The organism is Hymenobacter setariae (assembly GCF_007713685.1).
In the GTDB taxonomy this organism is placed as follows: domain Bacteria; phylum Bacteroidota; class Bacteroidia; order Cytophagales; family Hymenobacteraceae; genus Hymenobacter; species Hymenobacter setariae.
In genome coordinates this window covers 191343-208650 of the sequence record NZ_VMRJ01000001.1, presented here as the reverse complement: position 1 = coordinate 208650, position 17308 = coordinate 191343, and the positions used below count along the sequence as shown (strand labels likewise).

At 61.2% G+C, this 17308-nt stretch carries 17 protein-coding genes; 13 read left to right on the top strand and 4 right to left on the bottom strand.

Annotated features, from left to right (window positions below):
* Positions 1–143: 143 nt before the first annotated feature.
* Entirely contained in the window at positions 144–1607 is a 1464-nt protein-coding gene (locus tag FNT36_RS00865) for a carboxylesterase/lipase family protein (RefSeq protein WP_144843032.1), read from the bottom strand.
* Between the two features lie 223 nt (positions 1608–1830).
* Positions 1831–2829 carry an aldo/keto reductase gene (locus tag FNT36_RS00860; protein ID WP_144843030.1) on the bottom strand — a complete coding sequence of 333 codons (999 nt, stop codon included), beginning with the start codon at positions 2827–2829 and terminating at the stop codon, positions 1831–1833.
* A 158-nt stretch (positions 2830–2987) separates the two neighbouring features.
* On the opposite strand from FNT36_RS00860, the gene FNT36_RS00855 reads away from it, so the two are divergent.
* The 4 genes from FNT36_RS00855 to FNT36_RS00840 all read left to right on the top strand — a co-directional run bounded on the left by FNT36_RS00855 (position 2988) and on the right by FNT36_RS00840 (position 5649).
* Positions 2988–3464 (top strand): hypothetical protein, encoded by a 477-nt coding sequence (locus FNT36_RS00855; RefSeq protein ID WP_144843028.1) that lies wholly within the window; start codon positions 2988–2990, stop codon positions 3462–3464.
* Between the two features lie 32 nt (positions 3465–3496).
* A complete protein-coding gene (locus FNT36_RS00850; protein WP_144843027.1) occupies positions 3497–4165 on the top strand; it encodes an SCO family protein in 669 nt (222 codons plus the stop codon).
* A gap of 13 nt (positions 4166–4178) precedes the next feature.
* Positions 4179–4628 carry a c-type cytochrome gene (locus FNT36_RS00845; RefSeq protein WP_144843025.1) on the top strand — a complete coding sequence of 150 codons (450 nt, stop codon included), beginning with the start codon at positions 4179–4181 and terminating at the stop codon, positions 4626–4628.
* Positions 4629–4689: 61 nt separating this feature from the next.
* Positions 4690–5649, top strand: a complete 960-nt coding sequence (locus tag FNT36_RS00840) for an enhanced serine sensitivity protein SseB C-terminal domain-containing protein (protein WP_144843023.1) — start codon at positions 4690–4692, stop codon at positions 5647–5649.
* A gap of 135 nt (positions 5650–5784) precedes the next feature.
* On the opposite strand, the gene FNT36_RS00835 is transcribed toward FNT36_RS00840, so the two are convergent.
* Positions 5785–6333: a DUF2062 domain-containing protein gene (locus FNT36_RS00835; protein WP_144843021.1), complete on the bottom strand. Its 549-nt coding sequence runs from the start codon at positions 6331–6333 to the stop codon at positions 5785–5787.
* Between the two features lie 134 nt (positions 6334–6467).
* On the opposite strand from FNT36_RS00835, the gene FNT36_RS00830 reads away from it, so the two are divergent.
* The 8 genes from FNT36_RS00830 to FNT36_RS00795 all read left to right on the top strand — a co-directional run bounded on the left by FNT36_RS00830 (position 6468) and on the right by FNT36_RS00795 (position 13743).
* Positions 6468–7436 (top strand): YihY/virulence factor BrkB family protein, encoded by a 969-nt coding sequence (locus FNT36_RS00830; protein WP_144843019.1) that lies wholly within the window; start codon positions 6468–6470, stop codon positions 7434–7436.
* Between the two features lie 76 nt (positions 7437–7512).
* Positions 7513–8958, top strand: a complete 1446-nt coding sequence (locus FNT36_RS00825) for a DEAD/DEAH box helicase (protein ID WP_233635578.1) — start codon at positions 7513–7515, stop codon at positions 8956–8958.
* A gap of 82 nt (positions 8959–9040) precedes the next feature.
* Entirely contained in the window at positions 9041–9244 is a 204-nt protein-coding gene (locus FNT36_RS00820) for a YqaE/Pmp3 family membrane protein (protein ID WP_144843015.1), read from the top strand.
* Positions 9245–9273: 29 nt separating this feature from the next.
* Positions 9274–9633: a low molecular weight protein tyrosine phosphatase family protein gene (locus tag FNT36_RS00815; RefSeq protein ID WP_144843013.1), complete on the top strand. Its 360-nt coding sequence runs from the start codon at positions 9274–9276 to the stop codon at positions 9631–9633.
* Positions 9634–9661: 28 nt separating this feature from the next.
* Complete coding sequence (gene lpxD, locus FNT36_RS00810) at positions 9662–10702, top strand: UDP-3-O-(3-hydroxymyristoyl)glucosamine N-acyltransferase (RefSeq protein ID WP_144843011.1); 1041 nt, start codon at positions 9662–9664, stop codon at positions 10700–10702.
* 129 nt (positions 10703–10831) lie between these two features.
* On the top strand, positions 10832–12229 hold the full coding sequence (locus tag FNT36_RS00805) for a bifunctional UDP-3-O-[3-hydroxymyristoyl] N-acetylglucosamine deacetylase/3-hydroxyacyl-ACP dehydratase (RefSeq protein ID WP_144843009.1): 1398 nt from the start codon (positions 10832–10834) through the stop codon (positions 12227–12229).
* Positions 12230–12326: 97 nt separating this feature from the next.
* On the top strand, positions 12327–13130 hold the full coding sequence (lpxA, locus tag FNT36_RS00800) for an acyl-ACP--UDP-N-acetylglucosamine O-acyltransferase (RefSeq protein WP_144843007.1): 804 nt from the start codon (positions 12327–12329) through the stop codon (positions 13128–13130).
* Positions 13120–13743, top strand: coding sequence for an ABC transporter ATP-binding protein (locus tag FNT36_RS00795; protein ID WP_144843005.1), 624 nt, complete (start codon positions 13120–13122; stop codon positions 13741–13743). Before lpxA ends, FNT36_RS00795 begins: the two co-directional genes overlap by 11 nt.
* Positions 13744–13865: 122 nt before the next feature.
* Here the strand turns inward: FNT36_RS00795 and FNT36_RS00790 are convergent, their stop codons facing one another.
* Positions 13866–15437 (bottom strand): hypothetical protein, encoded by a 1572-nt coding sequence (locus FNT36_RS00790; RefSeq protein WP_144843003.1) that lies wholly within the window; start codon positions 15435–15437, stop codon positions 13866–13868.
* Positions 15438–15713: 276 nt separating this feature from the next.
* Here FNT36_RS00790 and FNT36_RS00785 point away from each other — a divergent pair, with 276 nt between their 5' ends.
* Positions 15714–17261: a hypothetical protein gene (locus FNT36_RS00785; RefSeq protein ID WP_144843001.1), complete on the top strand. Its 1548-nt coding sequence runs from the start codon at positions 15714–15716 to the stop codon at positions 17259–17261.
* Positions 17262–17308: the final 47 nt, after the last annotated feature.

Genomic DNA, 17308 nt, shown 5'->3' with positions numbered 1-17308 from the left:
AGCCAACAGTACAATTACAGCAAAGGCGGGACTATTGCTAGGTGAAGGAGCAGTCAAAAAGGCGTGCCATTGCTTCGCTAGCGAAGCAATGGCACGCCTTTTTGCTACCTCGCTTATCTCCTACGTGTGCTTAGACCGCCTGCTTACCCTAGCGCCGTACCGGCCCAGAGCTTTCGCCTCGCTTGTTGCGGGTTTTCCTCTACGTGGCTTTCAGTGGCAAAAATAAGCGTAGCTCGCGCAGGCAATTCATAGCGTGGCCAGGGGAGCAGGCCCGGCCCATTGGGGTCGTGGTGATGCGCGAAGGCTAGCCAGGCACGATGCATAGCATCGGCCAGCGACTGGGGCGCGGGTGCGTTGGAGAGGAAAATCTGCGCGGCAGGCATATCGAGCGCATTCCAGACAAACCCTAACTCTAGGGCATGAAAAGCCCCGGGGATGGGCTGCCCGCTGGGTACTTGCCAGTCGAAGCGATACATCCAGACTGGTGCGTGGGACAGTTGCCGCTCAGCTAGTTGCAGAGATGACAACCAAAATACAGTATCGGTAATAAGCTCGGCTTGCCCCTGCCGCGAGGCTGGGTACTGTCTCGCGATGGCCAGCGCCTGCTCGGGGGCCATGTAGGGCGTGAGCAGGCGCTCTAGGTGCTGGCCCGTCGCATCGGGCGGCACGAAGAGATTGCCCTCGTCGCGGTTGGTGCCAATGAGCAGGGGCAGGAAGCGCCGCGCGCCTGTTGCTAGCGCTTCGAGTGGGTGCATGGGCAGGGCCGCCACATCGAGCACCGGCTGAAAAGGCAAGCCGCCCTGAAACGTGCGCAGCAGGCGCTGGGCCGCTTGCAGCAGGGCCTCTACGGGAAGTGTACGCAGCGCGGCAGGGTCACTAACGCCTAGCTCACGCAACATGCCCTGCGCCACGAGCTTAGCCTGGGCGGGCTGCTGGAGCCGCACCGCGCCACTTTGCAAGATGGCGGCCTGAAACAAGCCTTCGGCTGCGGGCATCCCTAACAGCGCCGCGATGCTCATGGCTCCGGCCGACTCGCCAAAGACGGTAACGCGGCTAGGGTCGCCACCGAAAGCCGCAATGTTTTGCTGCACCCACCGTAGGGCAGCTATCTGGTCGAGCAGACCTAGATTATTATCGAAGGCTGGCCCTATGTCGGCTAGGTGCAGGAAACCCAGCGCGCCGAGGCGGTAGTTGAGTGTGACGACTACCACCTCGCCCTGCGCCGCAAACCGTGCGCCATCATAGAGGGGCATGCTGCCGCTCCCCGTTACAAACGAGCCGCCGTGCACCCACACCATCACCGGATACTTGCCGGGAGTAGTTGGTGACCAGACATTTAGAAAAAGACAGTCTTCGGACTGCGCCGGGGGCGGGGCCGCGTCAGGGCGCACGTTAAACCGCGATTCGAGCCCGACTGACAGCTGTGGCGCTACCGCCCCGAAGGCCGTAGCCTCGCGTACCTTGGTCCAGGGCTGCGGCGGTTGCGGAGCCCGAAACCGCCCCTCGCCCACCGGGGCTTGGGCGTAGGGCAGGCCGCGCCACACGCGCACAGGGCCTTCTTGGAGGCCGCGCACGGGGCCGTACTTCGTTTCAATAGTCAGACTCATACGCCGGGAAGAGAAAAACCCATCTTACTCCTCAGCAGCGAGCAGGGTTCGTGACAAGCTTTCGGATAGTAGTGCTACTATGCTCTACCGCACTGCCTATTTAACCTCGTAATTCGCCTCCTATCGCGAAAAAATTATCCTGGTGAGGGCGGCACCGCAAACGACATCGACTCGGATGCAATTGCGGCGCCGCCCTCACCAGGATAAATTCAGCTAGGCGTCCTTACCGGTTCACGGCCGCCATCATGGCTTCGGGATAGCGGGTGCCCGCGGCGGCACCTAGGGGCAACAATTCATCGAGGTGGCGCAGCTCGTCGGCGCTTAGCTTGATATCGGCGGCCGCCACGTTTTCCTCGAGATATTTCACGCGCTTGGTGCCCGGAATCGGGGCTAGGTCATCGCCTTGGGCCAGAACCCACGCCAAAGCCAGCTGGCCGGCCGTGACGTCTTTCAGCTTGGCTAGGTCGCGCAGGTGGTTTACCAACTTAAGATTCTTATCGAAGTTCTCGCCCTGGAAGCGGGGCGAAAAGCGGCGGTAGTCGTCGGGCGCAAAGTCCTCGAACTTCTGAATCTCGCCCGTCAAGAAACCCCGACCTAGGGGCGAGTACGGTACTAGCCCAATGCCCAACTCGCGCAGCGTGGGTAGCACATCTACCTCCACATCGCGGCTCCAGAGGCTGTATTCGGTTTGCACCGCCGTGATGGGGTGCGTGGCGTGGGCGCGCCGGATGGTCTCGGCCCCGGCCTCGCTGAGGCCTAGGAAGCGTACTTTGCCTGCCTCGATGAGGCGGCTCATCTCCCCCACGGTTTCTTCGATGGGCACTGTGGGGTCAACGCGGTGCTGGTAGTACAGGTCGATGTGGTCAACCCCTAGGCGCTTCAGCGAGCCTTCGCAGGCTTGGCGCAGGTAGTCGGGCCGGCCGCTGATGCCGCGCTTGCTCGGGTCGTTGGGGTCGCGCACAATGCCGAACTTGGTGGCCAGTTGCACACGGTCGCGGCGGGTGCGGTCTTCCTTGAAGAAGCGGCCGAGCAGCTCTTCATTGGTGTAGGGGCCGTACATGTCGGCCGTGTCCAGGAAGGTGACGCCCAGCTCGAGGGCCCGGGCCAGGGTACGCAGGCTTTCGGCGTCGTCGCGCTGGCCATAAAAATCGGACATGCCCATGCAGCCGAGGCCGAGGGCAGAAACAGTAAGGCCGGTGCGGCCGAGTTGGCGGGTTTGCATATAACTGATTGTGGGAATGAAAGCTAGCGGGTATTCGCTGGGCGCGCTAAGCCTAGCTACCGCTGTATTATACGTCCTGGGGGCACCTAGGGCGTCCTTCTTAACCGGCCCGGCCCCAAATTGTGTAGCCCGGCACGGGCCTTCCCTACCTTTGCGGCATGATAAAACTATCGTTGCCGCTCCGAGCGGCCTGCTCGCTAGTCGCCTTTGCCGTGCTGCCCAGCTGCGGCGGGGCAGGTACTTCCTCTACCCCCGCCGCTACTACCCCAGCCGGCCAGGCGCGGGCCCTCGAAGACACCCTTATGGCGCACCACGACCGCGCCATGACCCAAACCGAGCAGCTATTTGAGCTGAAAGCTAAGCTGACCGCTGCCAAGGCGCCGGCCGTGACCACTCCTATTATGGCGAAGATGCAGGCTGCCGACCAGGCCATGATGAACTGGATGCACCACTACCAGGCACCCGACAGCGCCGCCCCCGCCAGCCAGCGCCTCACCTACCTGCAAGACCAGCAGCGCCAGCTAGCCGGGGTAGAGCGCCGCCTGCGCGGGGCCATCGACTCGGCCAATGCGGCATTGCACCAACTACCAGCGGCTGGTGTTACACCTACGCCCGCCACGCCTGCTACTAAGTAGGCTGCGAGGCCAGTATTTTGCTTATTATTCTGATGCGAATCTCTGTTTTGCGGCGCGGCGTACTGCCGCTGCTCGCGGGCGCGGCACTGCTGCTGGCTAGCTGCAGCGAAGAACCCCGGCGCCTCCCCATCCTAGGTGAGCGCGACGTGCGCGAAAACCCGAAAGGCGGCCCTGCCGATACCGTTTTTGCCACGGTGCCCGCATTCCGGGCGCACGACCAGAATGGGCAGCTCGTGACCAATCAAAACTTCGCGGGCCAGGTCTACCTCACCGATTTCTTCTTTGCGACTTGCCCTGGCATTTGCCCCAAGATGAACGGCGAGCTGCTGAAAGTGTATAAGAAATATGGCCAAACGCCGGGTCTGAGCTTTGTTTCTTTCACCATCGACCCCGACCACGATAGCCTGGCCGTGCTGCGCGACTATGCCCAGCGCCTAGGTGCCCCCACCAATGCCAACTGGCGCTTTGTGCGCACCAGCAAGGACAGCGTGTTTACCTTAGCACACGGCCTCTACACGGCCGCCATGCCCGACAAAACCGCGCCCGGCGGCTTTGCGCACAATGGTACCTTCGCCCTCGTTGACGACCAGGGCCACGTGCGCGGCCTCTACGACAGCCTCAACCCCACACAGGTGCAGGCACTATTCGAAGACCTGCCCGTGCTGCTGGCCGAGGTGAAGGAGCGCCAGAAAAAAAGCTAGCGCAGTGCCCGTTATGTCCTTCCCCGCTCCCATTGCCTTGCGTTGGCTGGCTCCTGCTATGGCGCTGGGCCTTGCGCTGCTGCCCAGCTGCTTTACCAACAAGCAGCATCAGGGCGAGCGCCTCTACGTGCAGCACTGTTCTGGGTGCCACGGCGAGCAGGGCGAGGGCCTAGGGCGTCTTATTCCGCCGCTAGCGGGCTCCGACTACCTGGCGCAGCACCGAGACCAGCTGGCGTGCATTGTGCGCCAAGGGCTGCGCGGGCCTATTGTGGTCAATGGCGTGAGCTACAACCAAGTAATGCTGGGGGTGCAGGATACGGTCACCCACCGGCACCTCTCGCCCGCCCAAATTACCAACTTACTCAACTATATTGAGGGCCACTGGGGCAACCACCCCGGCCCAGCCGGCTCCCGCACCATCGCCGGCACCGAAACCGAGCTGCGCGCCTGCGGCGAGCGCTAGGGTAGCGCAGCCGCGGGCGGCTCGGCTTACATTTGCCTTCTCTTCTTCTATTCCTACCTACATGGGACTCCTCGACATTTTCAAAAACAAGCCCCAGCCTACCCCGCCCGCCGCTACGCCGTCGGCACCAGCGGAAGGCGCCTCCGCCGCTCCTAAGGCTGGTCCGCGCTACCAGGGCTCCAATTACGTAGCGCCCGCAGCCCCTGCCCCGGTGCCAGCCCCCAACCAGCAGTTTGTGCCGCCCATGCCCGAGCCGCAGGAACTGCCCGAGCTGCCCTTCCAGCCCGAAAATATTCTGGAAGAGCTGCTGCTGATTGCCTCTGTGAACGAGGCCGCCCGCCCCGACTTCTACCGTGCCCTGCTCGGCGAGGAAGTATTGCTAGTGCTGGCCCCGCAAGAGGGCCAGGAGCCCGGCGAGGCTATCTTGGAGGAAGGCCAGCAGATTCAGCTGCAAGTGCTGCAAGACAATAAGATACCTATCTTCTCGTCGGTTGCCCGCATGAGCGATGGCGGCGTCGACAACGGCCCCGTAACCTACGTGCGCCTGCCTGGCCATGCGTTCTTCAGCATGACCCAGGGCCAAGACGTAGTACTCAACCCCTTCTCGCCGGCCGGCAAGCTGCTGCCCGCCGATGAAATCGGGGCTATGCTCAGCGGCCAGCTCACGCAGCCCGGCGGCCTGCCACCCGATGCCCAGGTAACCCTCAGCCAGCCTGAGAAAATGCCCGAGGGCCTCGAAGACAGTCTGCGCGCCTTCGGTGCTACCGTGCCCACAGTGCGTGCCATCTACTTGGCTCAAATGACCCTGGCCAACGACCCCAGCCAGCCCGCCCGCTTGCTGCTAGCCTTCGACACCACCGACCAGAACCCCGAGTTCCTACCTCAGCTGGGCCCAGCCCTCGAAGGCCGCACCGGCGAGTTTCAGCACGTTGACCTCATGTTGCTGGACCTAAACTCGGATGAGGGCGTGAACCCCTATTTCAAAATGGCCGACGTGCAGCCCGTGTACATCGTGGCCTAGATTAGTTCGGCACCAGCCCTAGGGTGGCTGAGCCACCCTAGGGCAAAAAAGCTACGGCGCCCCCGCTCAAACCGGGGGCGCCGTAGCTTTTTGTTTATAATGTTGCCTAGGTGCCTAGGTGGCAGTACTAGCGAGCTAGGCAGGCACGGCTTCTGCTTCTTCCTGGCGCTGCACCACTTTGCGGAAAAGCGGCCGCAAGCCTATGTACAGTGCTGCTACTACCGGCACGGCTGCTAGCACCCACAGCATCAAGGCCCCGAGTTCGGCCCGCCACAGCAGGTGCAGCACGCTGCCCCAGCCCTCGGCGCTGGCCATCTGTTTGATTTGCTCAAACGTGAGGTTTGCTACTTGCTCACCATGGCCCAAAATGGTAGCTCCCCAGCGTAGAAAGGGCAGAAATAAAATGAGTTGCACGGGGCTGAGCAAGTGGCATACCAGCTGAATAGCTGCCACATTGAGGCGTAGCCGCAGGGCCACGGCCGTGCTTACAATCGTAGTAATACCAAACGTGGGAGCCAGCCCAAAGGCTACTCCTAACCCTACCGTGAGGGCCAAGCCACTAGGCGAAAGCCCAGCCTTGAGCAAGCTCATAAAGGGGTCGAGCAGGCGGCGCTGCACCCAGGTGCGGGGCGGCGGCTCGGGCACGGCCCGGACCCCGGTAGCTGATATGGAAGTAATGGACATGTGCGTAACTAGCGGGCCTGATAACTGTTGGCAGCAAGCGCGGCTGAGGTATCGAGCTCGGCTGCGGTCAGCGGGACCGTCTCTTTTTTACCCGCTTTGGAATAAAATGTTGTCTACCCGGCGTTAAGTTTAGTATGCCCAGTCCTGTACCCGTAGCTACCCACCCGCCTCTGCACCACCGCTCTTGGTGGGTAGAGCAGTACCTGCTGCTGCGCCGCGCCGCCCGCGAGCTTGCCGCCAACGACCCCCTGCGGCTGGGCGCGGCCACGGCGTTTTTTACGTCGTTTGCGCTGCCGCCCATCGTTATTATTTTGGTGCAACTGCTAGGCTCGGTGTACTCGGCCCGCGGTGCCCGCCTCATGCTGCTCACCAAGCTCAGCCAGCTCATTGGCTCGTCGGCAGCGGGCCTAGTAGCCCAAACGGTGCACAACGTGGCCAATGCTGGCACTAACCGGCTTATCACCTGGCTAGGGTTTGCGTTTTTAGTCTTCGTAGCTACTACGTTATTTACCGTTATTCAGCACTCGCTGAACCAGTTGTGGCACGTGCGACCTCGGCGGCAGGTGAGCCAGGTATCGGTGGCCTTGCGCGAGCGGCTGCGCTCCGGCGGCGTGCTGCTGGCCACGGCTGGGCTATCGGTACTGGCCTTTTCGGCCGACGCGGCGCTGGCTTTCTTTAGCCAGGCTATTGCGGGTTTCGACGCCACCTTTGCCTACTACCTAGTGCAGGGTCTAAATGCGGTGGTGAGCCTCTTGATTTTGGCGGTGTGGTGCGGCTATGTATTTCGCACCCTCAGTGCGGCCAAGGTGCCGTGGCGGGCCGTGCGGCGCGGAGCACTGCTCACGGCCGTACTCATTGAGGCCGGCGAGCGGGTGCTGGGCCTGCTACTGGTTTCGCGCGACCTAGGTCCTATCTATGGCCCGGCGGCTAGCTTAGTGCTGGTACTGCTCTTCGTATTCTACTCAGCCATGATTTTTTACTTCGGCGCCGCCTTCACACAAGTGTATGCCCACCACGTGGGGCTTGACATCCGGCCCAAGAAATCTGCCGTGCGCTACAAGCTAGTGAACGTGGCCGAGCAGCATGAGGAAGCAAGAAAGTAAGCTTAGATATTCTTGCTCCGCTAATCACACGCCTGCTGTGGTCCTCTACCCACTCACCTATGGCTACCTTTGCTGGATGCAAGCTGACTCTGCCACTCCGGCCACTTTCTCCGATTTCAACCTTCCGGCCCCGCTCGCGCAGGCGCTGACCGAGTTAAATTTTACCCAGCCCACGCCAGTTCAAGCACTGGTGCTGCCGCCCGTGCTGGCGGGCCAGGACGTGGCCGGCCAGGCACCCACTGGCTCGGGCAAAACGGCCGCCTATGGCCTGGGCATTTTAGCTCAAATCGACCCGGCTGCCAAGGCCGTGCAGGCCATCGTGATAGTGCCCGCCCGCGAGCTAGCCTTGCAAGTGCGCGAAGCCCTCAAGAGCCTGGGCAAGTACCTGCCTGCCCCCGGCCTGCGGGTGGCGGCCCTCTACGGCGGCCACGCTATGCGCGACGAAGTGAAGACCTTGCAGCAGACGCCGCACGTGGTAGTAGCCACGCCCGGCCGTTTGCTCGACCACCTCGAAAAGCGCAACATTATTCCCAACCAGCTTAAAGTAATGGTGCTGGACGAGGCTGATAAACTCTTGGAATTGAAGTTTCAGCAGGAAATGGCCACTATTGTAAGCCGCCTACCTAGGCGGCGGCAAACGCTGCTGTTTTCGGCCACCATGCCCGACAAGGTAATGGCCCTGGTGCGCGAGTACTTAACCCGCCCGCGCATGCTAACTGCTGAGGGCGGCTTGGTGCCCGGCGCCGCGGCCGAGGGTGGCGCGGCCGCTATGCCATCATCGCTCACCTTGCGCGGCCACGTGCTCAATGCCGTGGAGCAGAAGCCCGCTGCGCTCTACCACCTACTGCAACAGCCTGAAACGGGTCAGACGCTCATCTTCGCCAATACCCGAGAGAAGGTGCAGGAGCTAGCCCAGTTTCTGCGCGGCCGGGGCGTGGCGGCCGAAGTACTGCACGGCAAGCTACCCCAGCCCGAGCGCGACAAAGCGTTGATGAAGCTGCGCAACAACTCGGCCCAGGCCCTAGTAGCCACCGACGTGGCTGCCCGCGGCCTCGACGTGCCCGCCCTCGACACAGTTGTTCAGTACGACCTGCCGCACGACGCCGAAACCTTCCAGCACCGGGCCGGGCGCACGGCCCGAGCCGGTGCCGCTGGCACCGCTCACCTGCTCGCCACCCCACCCGAGCAAACCCGCGTGCAAGGCTGGCCCGCTGCGCAAGCCGTGACTTGGGCTCGCCTAACGCCCCCGCCCCTGCCTACCGCCAACGCCGCACGCCCGCCGCGCCCCACCACCGTTACGCTGCACATCACGGCCGGTAAAAAGCATAAAGTCAGCGCTCACGACTTAGTTGGCGCTATCGTCAACGTAGGCGGGCTGGCCCGCGAAGACGTGGGCCGCATCGAGGTATTCGACTTCTATTCCTACGTAGCAGTGCCGCGCAAGCAAGCTACCGACGTGCTAGAGCGCCTAAACGGCGCCAAGGTTAAGGGCGTGAAAGTGCGCGTGACAGACGTGCCGTAGCCACAACCTCAGTGCTCCGCACACCCTAGGTGGTAGTTTGCGTATGCTATAAGCTCACGTCACTTCATCTCGCCTTTTTCCGATGCTGCTCGCCATTCTGCTTCCGCCACTGTCGATGATAATCAACGGCCATATCCTCAAGGGTATCCTGTGCTTTATTTTGCAGGTCACCCTTATTGGCTGGATTCCGGCTGCCATTTGGGCGGTGGTGTCGCGCAGCCAAGACCTAGCCGAGAAGCGCCACCAAGAAACCCTGCGTGTACTGGCCGAGCAGGGTCGCGCCTAGGTCAATTCTGCTACCATTTTACTCCCTGCGTGCCCGCCGCCTTACCTAGTCAGCTCCTTTTTATTTGCAGCCAGAACCGCTGGCGCAGTCTCACCGCCGAGCGGCTTTTCGACGGGCACCCCGAGGTGCAGGCACGCTCGGCAGGTACCGAGCCGGGCGCCCGGGTGCGGGTGGCGGCGGGGCACCTAGGGTGGGCCGACGTCATATTTGTGATGGAGAAGAAGCACGCCGACCGCCTGCGCGCCAAATTCCGGGACGAACTGCGGGGTAAAGCGTTAGTTAACCTGCGCATTCCTGACGACTATCAGTTTCAGGATGCTGCGCTCGTGGCATTACTGCGCGAGCGGCTCCACACCTACTTCGGGACCGACATCTTGCACGCGCCGTAGCGGGCGCGCCGTGTACTTTTGCCTCCCTATGGAATTTACCGTTGGTCAGATTGCCCAGGTGGTGGGCGGCACCGTGGAAGGCGACGCAGCCGCCACCGTGTCGAGCCTGGCAAAAATCGAAGAAGCCGGCCCCGGCGCCCTAGCATTTTTGGCAAATGCCAAATACGAGCAGTTTCTCTACACTACCGCCGCTACGGCCGTCATTATCAGCCCCGAGCTGCCGCTGCGCCAGTCAGTAGCCGCCGCGCTCATTCGGGTGGCCGACCCCTACTCGGCATTTACCAAGCTGCTGGAGTTTTACCAGCAAGCCACGCGCTTTAGCCGGCGCGGCGTGGAAGAGCCCAGCTTTATAGGCGCTAGCTCTACTATTGGCGGCGGGCACTACCGCGGAGCTTTTTCTTACGTGGGTGAGGGCTGCGTACTGGGCGAAAACGTGCTAATCTTCCCCCACGCCTACATCGGCGACCGGGTGCACATCGGCGACAATACCATCATCCACGCTGGCGCCAAGATTTACGCCGACACTGCTATTGGGAAGCGCTGCGTTATCAAGGCCGGCGCGGTGGTGGGCTCCGATGGCTTTGGCTTTGCTCCCCAAACCGATGGCTCCTACAAGGCCATTCCACAGATTGGCCAGGTAATCTTGGAAGACGATGTGAGCATCGGAGCCAATGCTACCGTTGATTGCGCCACGATGGGCTCAACACTTATCCGTCAAGGCGTTAAGATTGACAACCTAGTGCAGATTGCGCACAATGTCGAGATTGGCCGCCACACCGTCATTGCGGCCCAAACCGGTGTTTCGGGCTCTACTAAGGTGGGCGACTACTGCGTGCTGGCGGGGCAGGTAGGCTTAGTAGGCCACATCTCCCTGGCCAACCGCACCACCATCACGGCGCAAAGCGGCGTGCAAAAGTCTACCAAAACTGAAGGCCAGATTTTACAAGGCTACCCGGCTATCGGCCTTAAGGAAAACCAGCGCGCCACGGCCGTCTACCGCCGCCTGCCCGAGTTGGAGCGCCGCCTCATCGCCCTCGAAAAAAGTCAGCCAGCGCCGGAAAAGGGTTAGCTTTGCAGTTGAGTTGAGCTGCTAGCCACTAGCTGTTAGCCAATAGTCTCTTCCAATAGTACAGTACTTTCTAAAAGCTAACAGCTAAGAGCCAGCAGCTAAGAGCCACTTACAGGCTCCCGCCAGATAATGAACGATAAACAACACACCATTAAGGCCCCCGTGACAGTGCGGGGCATTGGGCTGCACACCGGCGTGGAGGCCACCATGACCTTTTGCCCCGCGCCAGTGGGCCACGGCTACAAGTTTCAGCGCACCGACCTGCCCGGCCAGCCCATCGTGGATGCCGACGTAGACAACGTGGTAGACCTCTCGCGCGGTACGACCATCGAGCAAAACGGCGCCCGCATCAACACCGTGGAGCACACCCTAGCGGCCCTAGTAGGCTTGCAGCTCGACAACGTGCTCATTCAGCTTTCCGGCCCCGAGCCGCCCATCATGGATGGTTCGTCGGCCGAGTTTATCAAGGCGCTGCACACCGTGGGCTTTGAGGAGCAGAATGCGCTGCGCAACTACTACGAAATACCAGACACGATTCGCTACATTGACAACGCCCGCGGTGTAGAAATAGCGGCCTTGCCGCTGGCCGACTATCGCCTCACGGTAATGGTCGATTATAACTCGCCGGTCCTAGGTTCGCAGCACGCTACGCTCACCGACATCAACCAGTTTGAGAGCGAAATTTCGTCGTCGCGCACTTTCTGCTTCCTGCACGAACTGGAATACCTCTACAAATCGAACCTTATCAAGGGCGGTGACCTAAGCAACGCTATCGTGGTGGTAGACCGCGCCGTGGGCGAGCACGAGCTCGACGAGCTAGCCGCTATGCTGGGCAAGCCCAAGGTATCGGTGAAGAAAGAGGGCATTCTGAACAACGTGGACCTGCGCCACAAAAACGAGCCCGCCCGCCACAAGCTGCTCGACATCGTGGGCGACCTCGCCCTGGTGGGCCGCCCGCTGAAGGGGCAAATCTTGGCTGCCCGGCCTGGCCACGCGGCCAACGTGGCGTTTGCCAAGAAAATCAAGAAGAAGATGCTGGAAGACAAAACCAGCCCGGTGCCGGTGTACGACCCCGCTCGCGAGCCGGTAATGGACATCAACCGCATCATGCAGGTGCTGCCCCACCGCTATCCCTTCCTGCTGCTCGACAAAGTCATTCACTTGGATAGCCAAATGGTGACGGCCGTAAAAAATATTACGATGAACGAGCCGTTCTTCCAGGGTCACTTTCCCGGCAACCCCGTGATGCCGGGGGTGCTGCAGATTGAAGCCATGGCCCAAACGGGCGGCATCTTGGTAATGAACACTGTACCTGACCCCGAAAACTACTGGCAGTATTTCCTAGGTATCGAAAATGCCCGCTTCCGCAAGAAAGTGCTGCCTGGCGATACCGTTATTTTCCACTGCCAGCTCACGGCCCCCATCAAGCGCGGCATTGCCAAGATGAAAGGCCAAGCCTTTGTGAACGGCAAAGTGGTGTGCGATGCTGAAATGAGCGCCGCCATCGTCCGCAAAGACAACGTTTAGGTTAAGCTATTAGCTGATAGCTGTTAGCTATTAGCTTCTTTTCTCCCACCAGAATAGGCTAGCAGCTAGCTGCTATTAGCCAACAGCTACACAAAGGATGATTTCTCCCCTCGCCCATATCCACCCCGCTGCCCGGCTTGCGCCGGGGGTTACCGTTGAGCCGTTCAGTACTATTTACGGCGACGTGGAGATTGGCGAAAACACTTGGATTGGCCCCAACGTGACTATCATGGATGGCGCACGCATTGGGGCGCACTGCCAAATATTCCCGGGGGCAGTGGTAGCGGGCATTCCGCAGGATTTGAAATTTGCGGGTGAGGTAACTACTGCTGAGATAGGCGATTATACCGTGCTGCGCGAATGCGTAACCGTGAACCGCGGCACGGTAGAACAGGGCCGCACGGTGGTGGGCAGCCACTGCCTGCTGCAGGCTTACGTGCACATTGCCCACGACTGCCTGGTGGGCAGCCACTGCGTCATTTCAAATGCGACTCAGATGGCGGGCCACGTGCAAGTCGGTGATTGGGCCATTATAGGCGGCACTTCGGCTATTCATCAGTTCACCAATATTGGCGCGCATGCCTTCATTGCGGGGGGCTCGCTGGTGCGCTCCGACGTGCCGCCCTTCGTGAAGGCCGCTCGCGAGCCACTCACCTACGCTGGGGTCAACTCGGTGGGCATGAGCCGCCGGGGCTTTAGCGAGGCGCAGGTGCACCAAATACATGAGCTCTACCGCATTCTCTACCTGAGTGGCCTAGGTATGCAAGACGCCCTCACGCGCATCGAATCCGAAATAGCTCCTTCGGCCGAGCGCGACTTGGTGGTGAGCTTCGTGCAAGCTGCCGAGCGCGGTATCATCAAGGGCCCCGGCCGCCGCAAGAGCGAAGAAGGTGCAGATTGAGGCCCAAGGGCTAGGCCGTCGCTACGGCCGCCAATGGATTTTTAAGGAGCTGAGCCACGTTTTTCGGCCCGGCACGGCCACAGCCGTGCTCGGGCCCAATGGCGCAGGCAAGAGCACACTGCTCAGTATTTTGGCGGGGCAGTTGCTGCCTACCAATGGGCAAGTGCACTACACCCTAGGGGGCCAGGCGCTTCCCGTAGCTGAGGTACCGCGCCAGCTAGCCTACTGCGCACCGTACCTCGACTTGCCCGAAGATTTCACCTTGCTAGAGTTGCTGGCGTTTCACACGCGTCTCAAGCCCCTGCAGCCGGGCCTAACGACGGCTGGCTTAGTCGAACTGATGTATTTGGAGAAAGCGCGGCACCAGCCGGTGCGCGAGTTTTCGTCGGGCATGAAGCAACGACTCAAACTCGGATTGGCCCTCTATGCTGCCACGCCACTTTTGCTGCTCGACGAGCCTACCACTAACCTCGATGCCACGGGCGCGGCTTGGTACCTAGAGCATGTGGCGCGCGTGCGCTCCTCTGAGCGCTTAGTTATTGTCTCGTCAAACGTGCCGGCCGAATATGCTTTTTGTGAGGAGCAGGTACGCATTACCGACTATCAATCCTAAAGCGCAGTTATCGCTAGGTAATGGTTCGACCCATTACTAAAGAGGCTTTATACATTTAGCTACGCTTTAAGCACTTCATGATAGTTGCTTGCTCTAAAGCATTTTAAATACGTGATATTACTTCACCGGCTACCCAGCCGTAGCCGGTAGTATGCCGCTACCCAGCTAGCAGCATCTCGGCTGGCGGCAGGCAAGGGCCGCACATGCACATCCGTGCTAAGCTGCCGCTGGTCGTGTGCACCTGCATACACGCGCACGCCTAGGCCGCTGGTAGCGGGCGCCTGCTGCACAAAGCGATTGGTGCCAGCGCCCCCATCGAGCCACACCGCAAAGCCCGGTGCCAAGTGCCCCCGCAACTCAAACTGGTCGTTGCCGCCTAGGCCATAGATGCGTAGCCGACGTGTAAGGGCTACGTCGTAGAGCTGCTCACCGAGGAGGCTGTCGGCACGCGCCGGGCGCAGCGCCCACACCTGCAAGCGCAAGCGCCCGGGGCCGGCGGCCTCTACTACAAACCGCTCGGCCGCATCAGTACCAATCACGGCGGCATCTACTTGCAGGGCGCGGTAGTAGCGGGCAGCTGCGGCCGGCAGTAGGCTCCGCCGCACCCGCAGGGCCGGCAGTAGCTCGCGCGTCATAAGCGGGCGCACTTCGGGCGGCACTGTCCGTAGTGCCTGGGCATACACGGAGTCAGTCAGCCGGCGGGCCAGTGAATCGGCTTCGGCCCGGAAAACTGCTTCGGGCAGCAGAGCCAGTACCGTTTCGTCGAGGGGCCGGGCTGTGACGGTAAGCGGGTCGACTTGGGCCAGCGTTGGAGCGGCATCGAATGTTTGATAGCGGGGCCGTACCCACGATAAGGCCCGCGTGAGCCAGCCATCATCGAAGCGGAAGAAAGCTTGGTCGCGGTCGCGCGGAATAGGCCGAAACTCAAGGTCACTTCCGGTGGCGAAAGCGGCCCAGCGCCACTGGTCGGCGCGGCGGCTCCAGTCGCCCACCAAGATGTCGAGCAGCCGGGCGCGCAGGTAAGCGCGGGCCGCTACCCGGGCGGTGGGCCGGGCAAGCACAGTGCGCAGCATTTGTTCCGAGCCCGTTACCAAGCGTGAGCCCCCAAAGCTTGGGGCATGCGTTTGATTGCGAGCGGGGCGCTCTTCTAGTAAGTATAGCGCGGGTTGAAACTGGGTCCGAAAATCACCCAGCACCGTATCCGGCAGCAGGTATACCAAGCGTGGATTGGTGTGGTACACGCCCGCCGCTTCGGCCAGCACCGCCGCGATATAGGCCCCGTAGGGTGGCGCGGCGCAGGTTTGGTCGCGCAAAACGGGGGCTACCAAGCGACTCATACCTGTATTTAAACTACGACTCAAGTCCTTGTCAACTGAGCGCAGCACAAAGGTGCGGCCGTCGGCGGTGTTCAGACGCAGTGTATTAGTTTGAAAACTGCCCCCTACCTGCACGGGCAGCAGCTTAGCGGCCCCTAGGCGGAGCACGGGGGCCGTTACGGGCGTAGCCCATAGCTGGCGGTAGTGCCGCCCCCACAGCTGTTGCCACCACTGGCTGCGCTGGGCGTAATGCGCCCCCGCTGCCACCCGCACCCACGCCGAGTCAGGCCCGAATACTGGGCGGCTTGCGGAGCCAACTGAGGCGGCGGGCTCGCTGCACGCCGCCAACAGCAGCGTGCCTACAAACGCACCCAGCAACGCTAGCCAGCCCCCCCTTACGTAATAAACGTTGCTACCAAACACTGCTGTAACCTGAACACTAGTTTATTGACGCGCTTGACCAAGGCAGCGCGGTCGGCGAGCAACCCTAGGTCGGCCTTATAGCGCAGCAAGCTGGTTGGGGTTGCCAGGTGCAGATTAGCTTATCTTTTCCGGCTGGCCTGCGTTGAAGTAACCAACTGCCCTGCGGCTTACTCTACCGCTTATTTCGCCTCCATTTTGCGCTCTATTACTTTTTCTTTTTTTTATTGTAGTTTGGCGCTAGGCATTACGACCGGTTGTGCACGCAAGGATTTTTTCCAGACCGATGCGCAGGTGCATTCCCAAGCACTGGCACCGGCTCGCCATGCCTCTACCGACAGCGTGTGGGCCACGGCAGGGCGCCACTACAACCAACATGGCTGGCTTTTCAGGCGCTTCATGGGGCCGCACCACCGGGGGCTGTGGGCAGCGCCGGTGCGGGTGCCCATATTTCGGCTCGCCTCGGCCGATAAGGAGGCGGGTCCCTTAAAGCCTACCAAACTGGGCGGCGGCTTTCAAAGCACCAGCCTGACGCTAGAAGCGGCTGACGGTCGCACCTTCGCACTACGTTCGCTCGACAAAGACCCAGCGCGCATCTTGCCCAAGTTTTATCAGAAAACTTTTGTAGCGAATGCCTTGCGCGATGGCACCTCGGCCGGCAATCCCTACGGGGCTCTGGTAGTGCCGCCGCTGGCTCAGGCGCTGGGGGTGCCGCACACGCACCCGCGCATTTTCTACGTAGCGCCCTCCGAAACGGAGTTCACAGTGGATGATGCCAACGAGCGCCTCCGCGGCAAAATGGTGCTGTTAGAAGAAAAATACAACGGCAAGCAGGTTAGCTCGCCACTGCTGCCTCAGGCACAAGAATTTATTAGCGACGAGGACATGCGCAAGCGCATTTACGCGAGCCCTGCCGACCGCCCCGACCAGCAGGCCCTGCTGCGGGCGCGCCTGCTCGATGTGCTCATCGGCGACTGGGACCGCCACGCCGGGCAGTGGCAGTGGGCCGTGCTGCCTGACCCGGCCCACCCCAATCGCCGCCGTTATGCGCCCGTACCTAAGGACCGGGACCAGACGTTTTACCGCGTTTCGGATGGGCTAGTGGGCTGGCTGGGTACGCGCAAGTTCACAGTGCGGCACTTGGTTACGTTCAAGAAGCGGATTCACGATGTGGAGGCCCTCACGGGCCAGGGCCGCTTTGTAGACCAGCGCGGCATGCCCGAGCTCACGCGCCGCGACTTTGAGCAGGCGGCGCGCTATGTGCAGCAGCACCTACCCGACTCGACGCTAGCCCGCGCCGTGCACCGACTTCCTCCAGCTGTGTATGCCCATGCGGGCAAGCGCTTGCTTCGCGACCTAAAGCATCGGCGCGACCAGTTGCCCTCCGTGGCGCGTAAATACTACTTATTAAAAGCCCGCCAGCCCATTGTGGCGGGTACCGACCAGCCCGATTTTTTTCAAGTGCAGCGCACTCCCGACTCTACTACCGTGCGCATCTATAATCGGACCCTAGGCGCCGACTCGCTTTATTTCCAGCGTACTTACTACCGCAAAGAAACGCGCCGGCTGACCATAGAAGGCTTAGGCAGCAACGATATTTTTGAAGTGACTGGCCGCGGCCTGCCGCTCGTGCTGCACGGTGGCGCCGACCACGATGTGGTGCGCCCCGCCAATGCACCTAGGGTGGAATTTAGCCAGGAAGCCAATGGCAACCTCGACGTGCCCCGCCCCCGCACCGACAAAGAAGCCCTTAAGAACTACGACCGATTGGCCGACGAGTAGCCTTTAATCAACAATGAGCAAGCTAAATAATAGCTCTGCTCATTGCT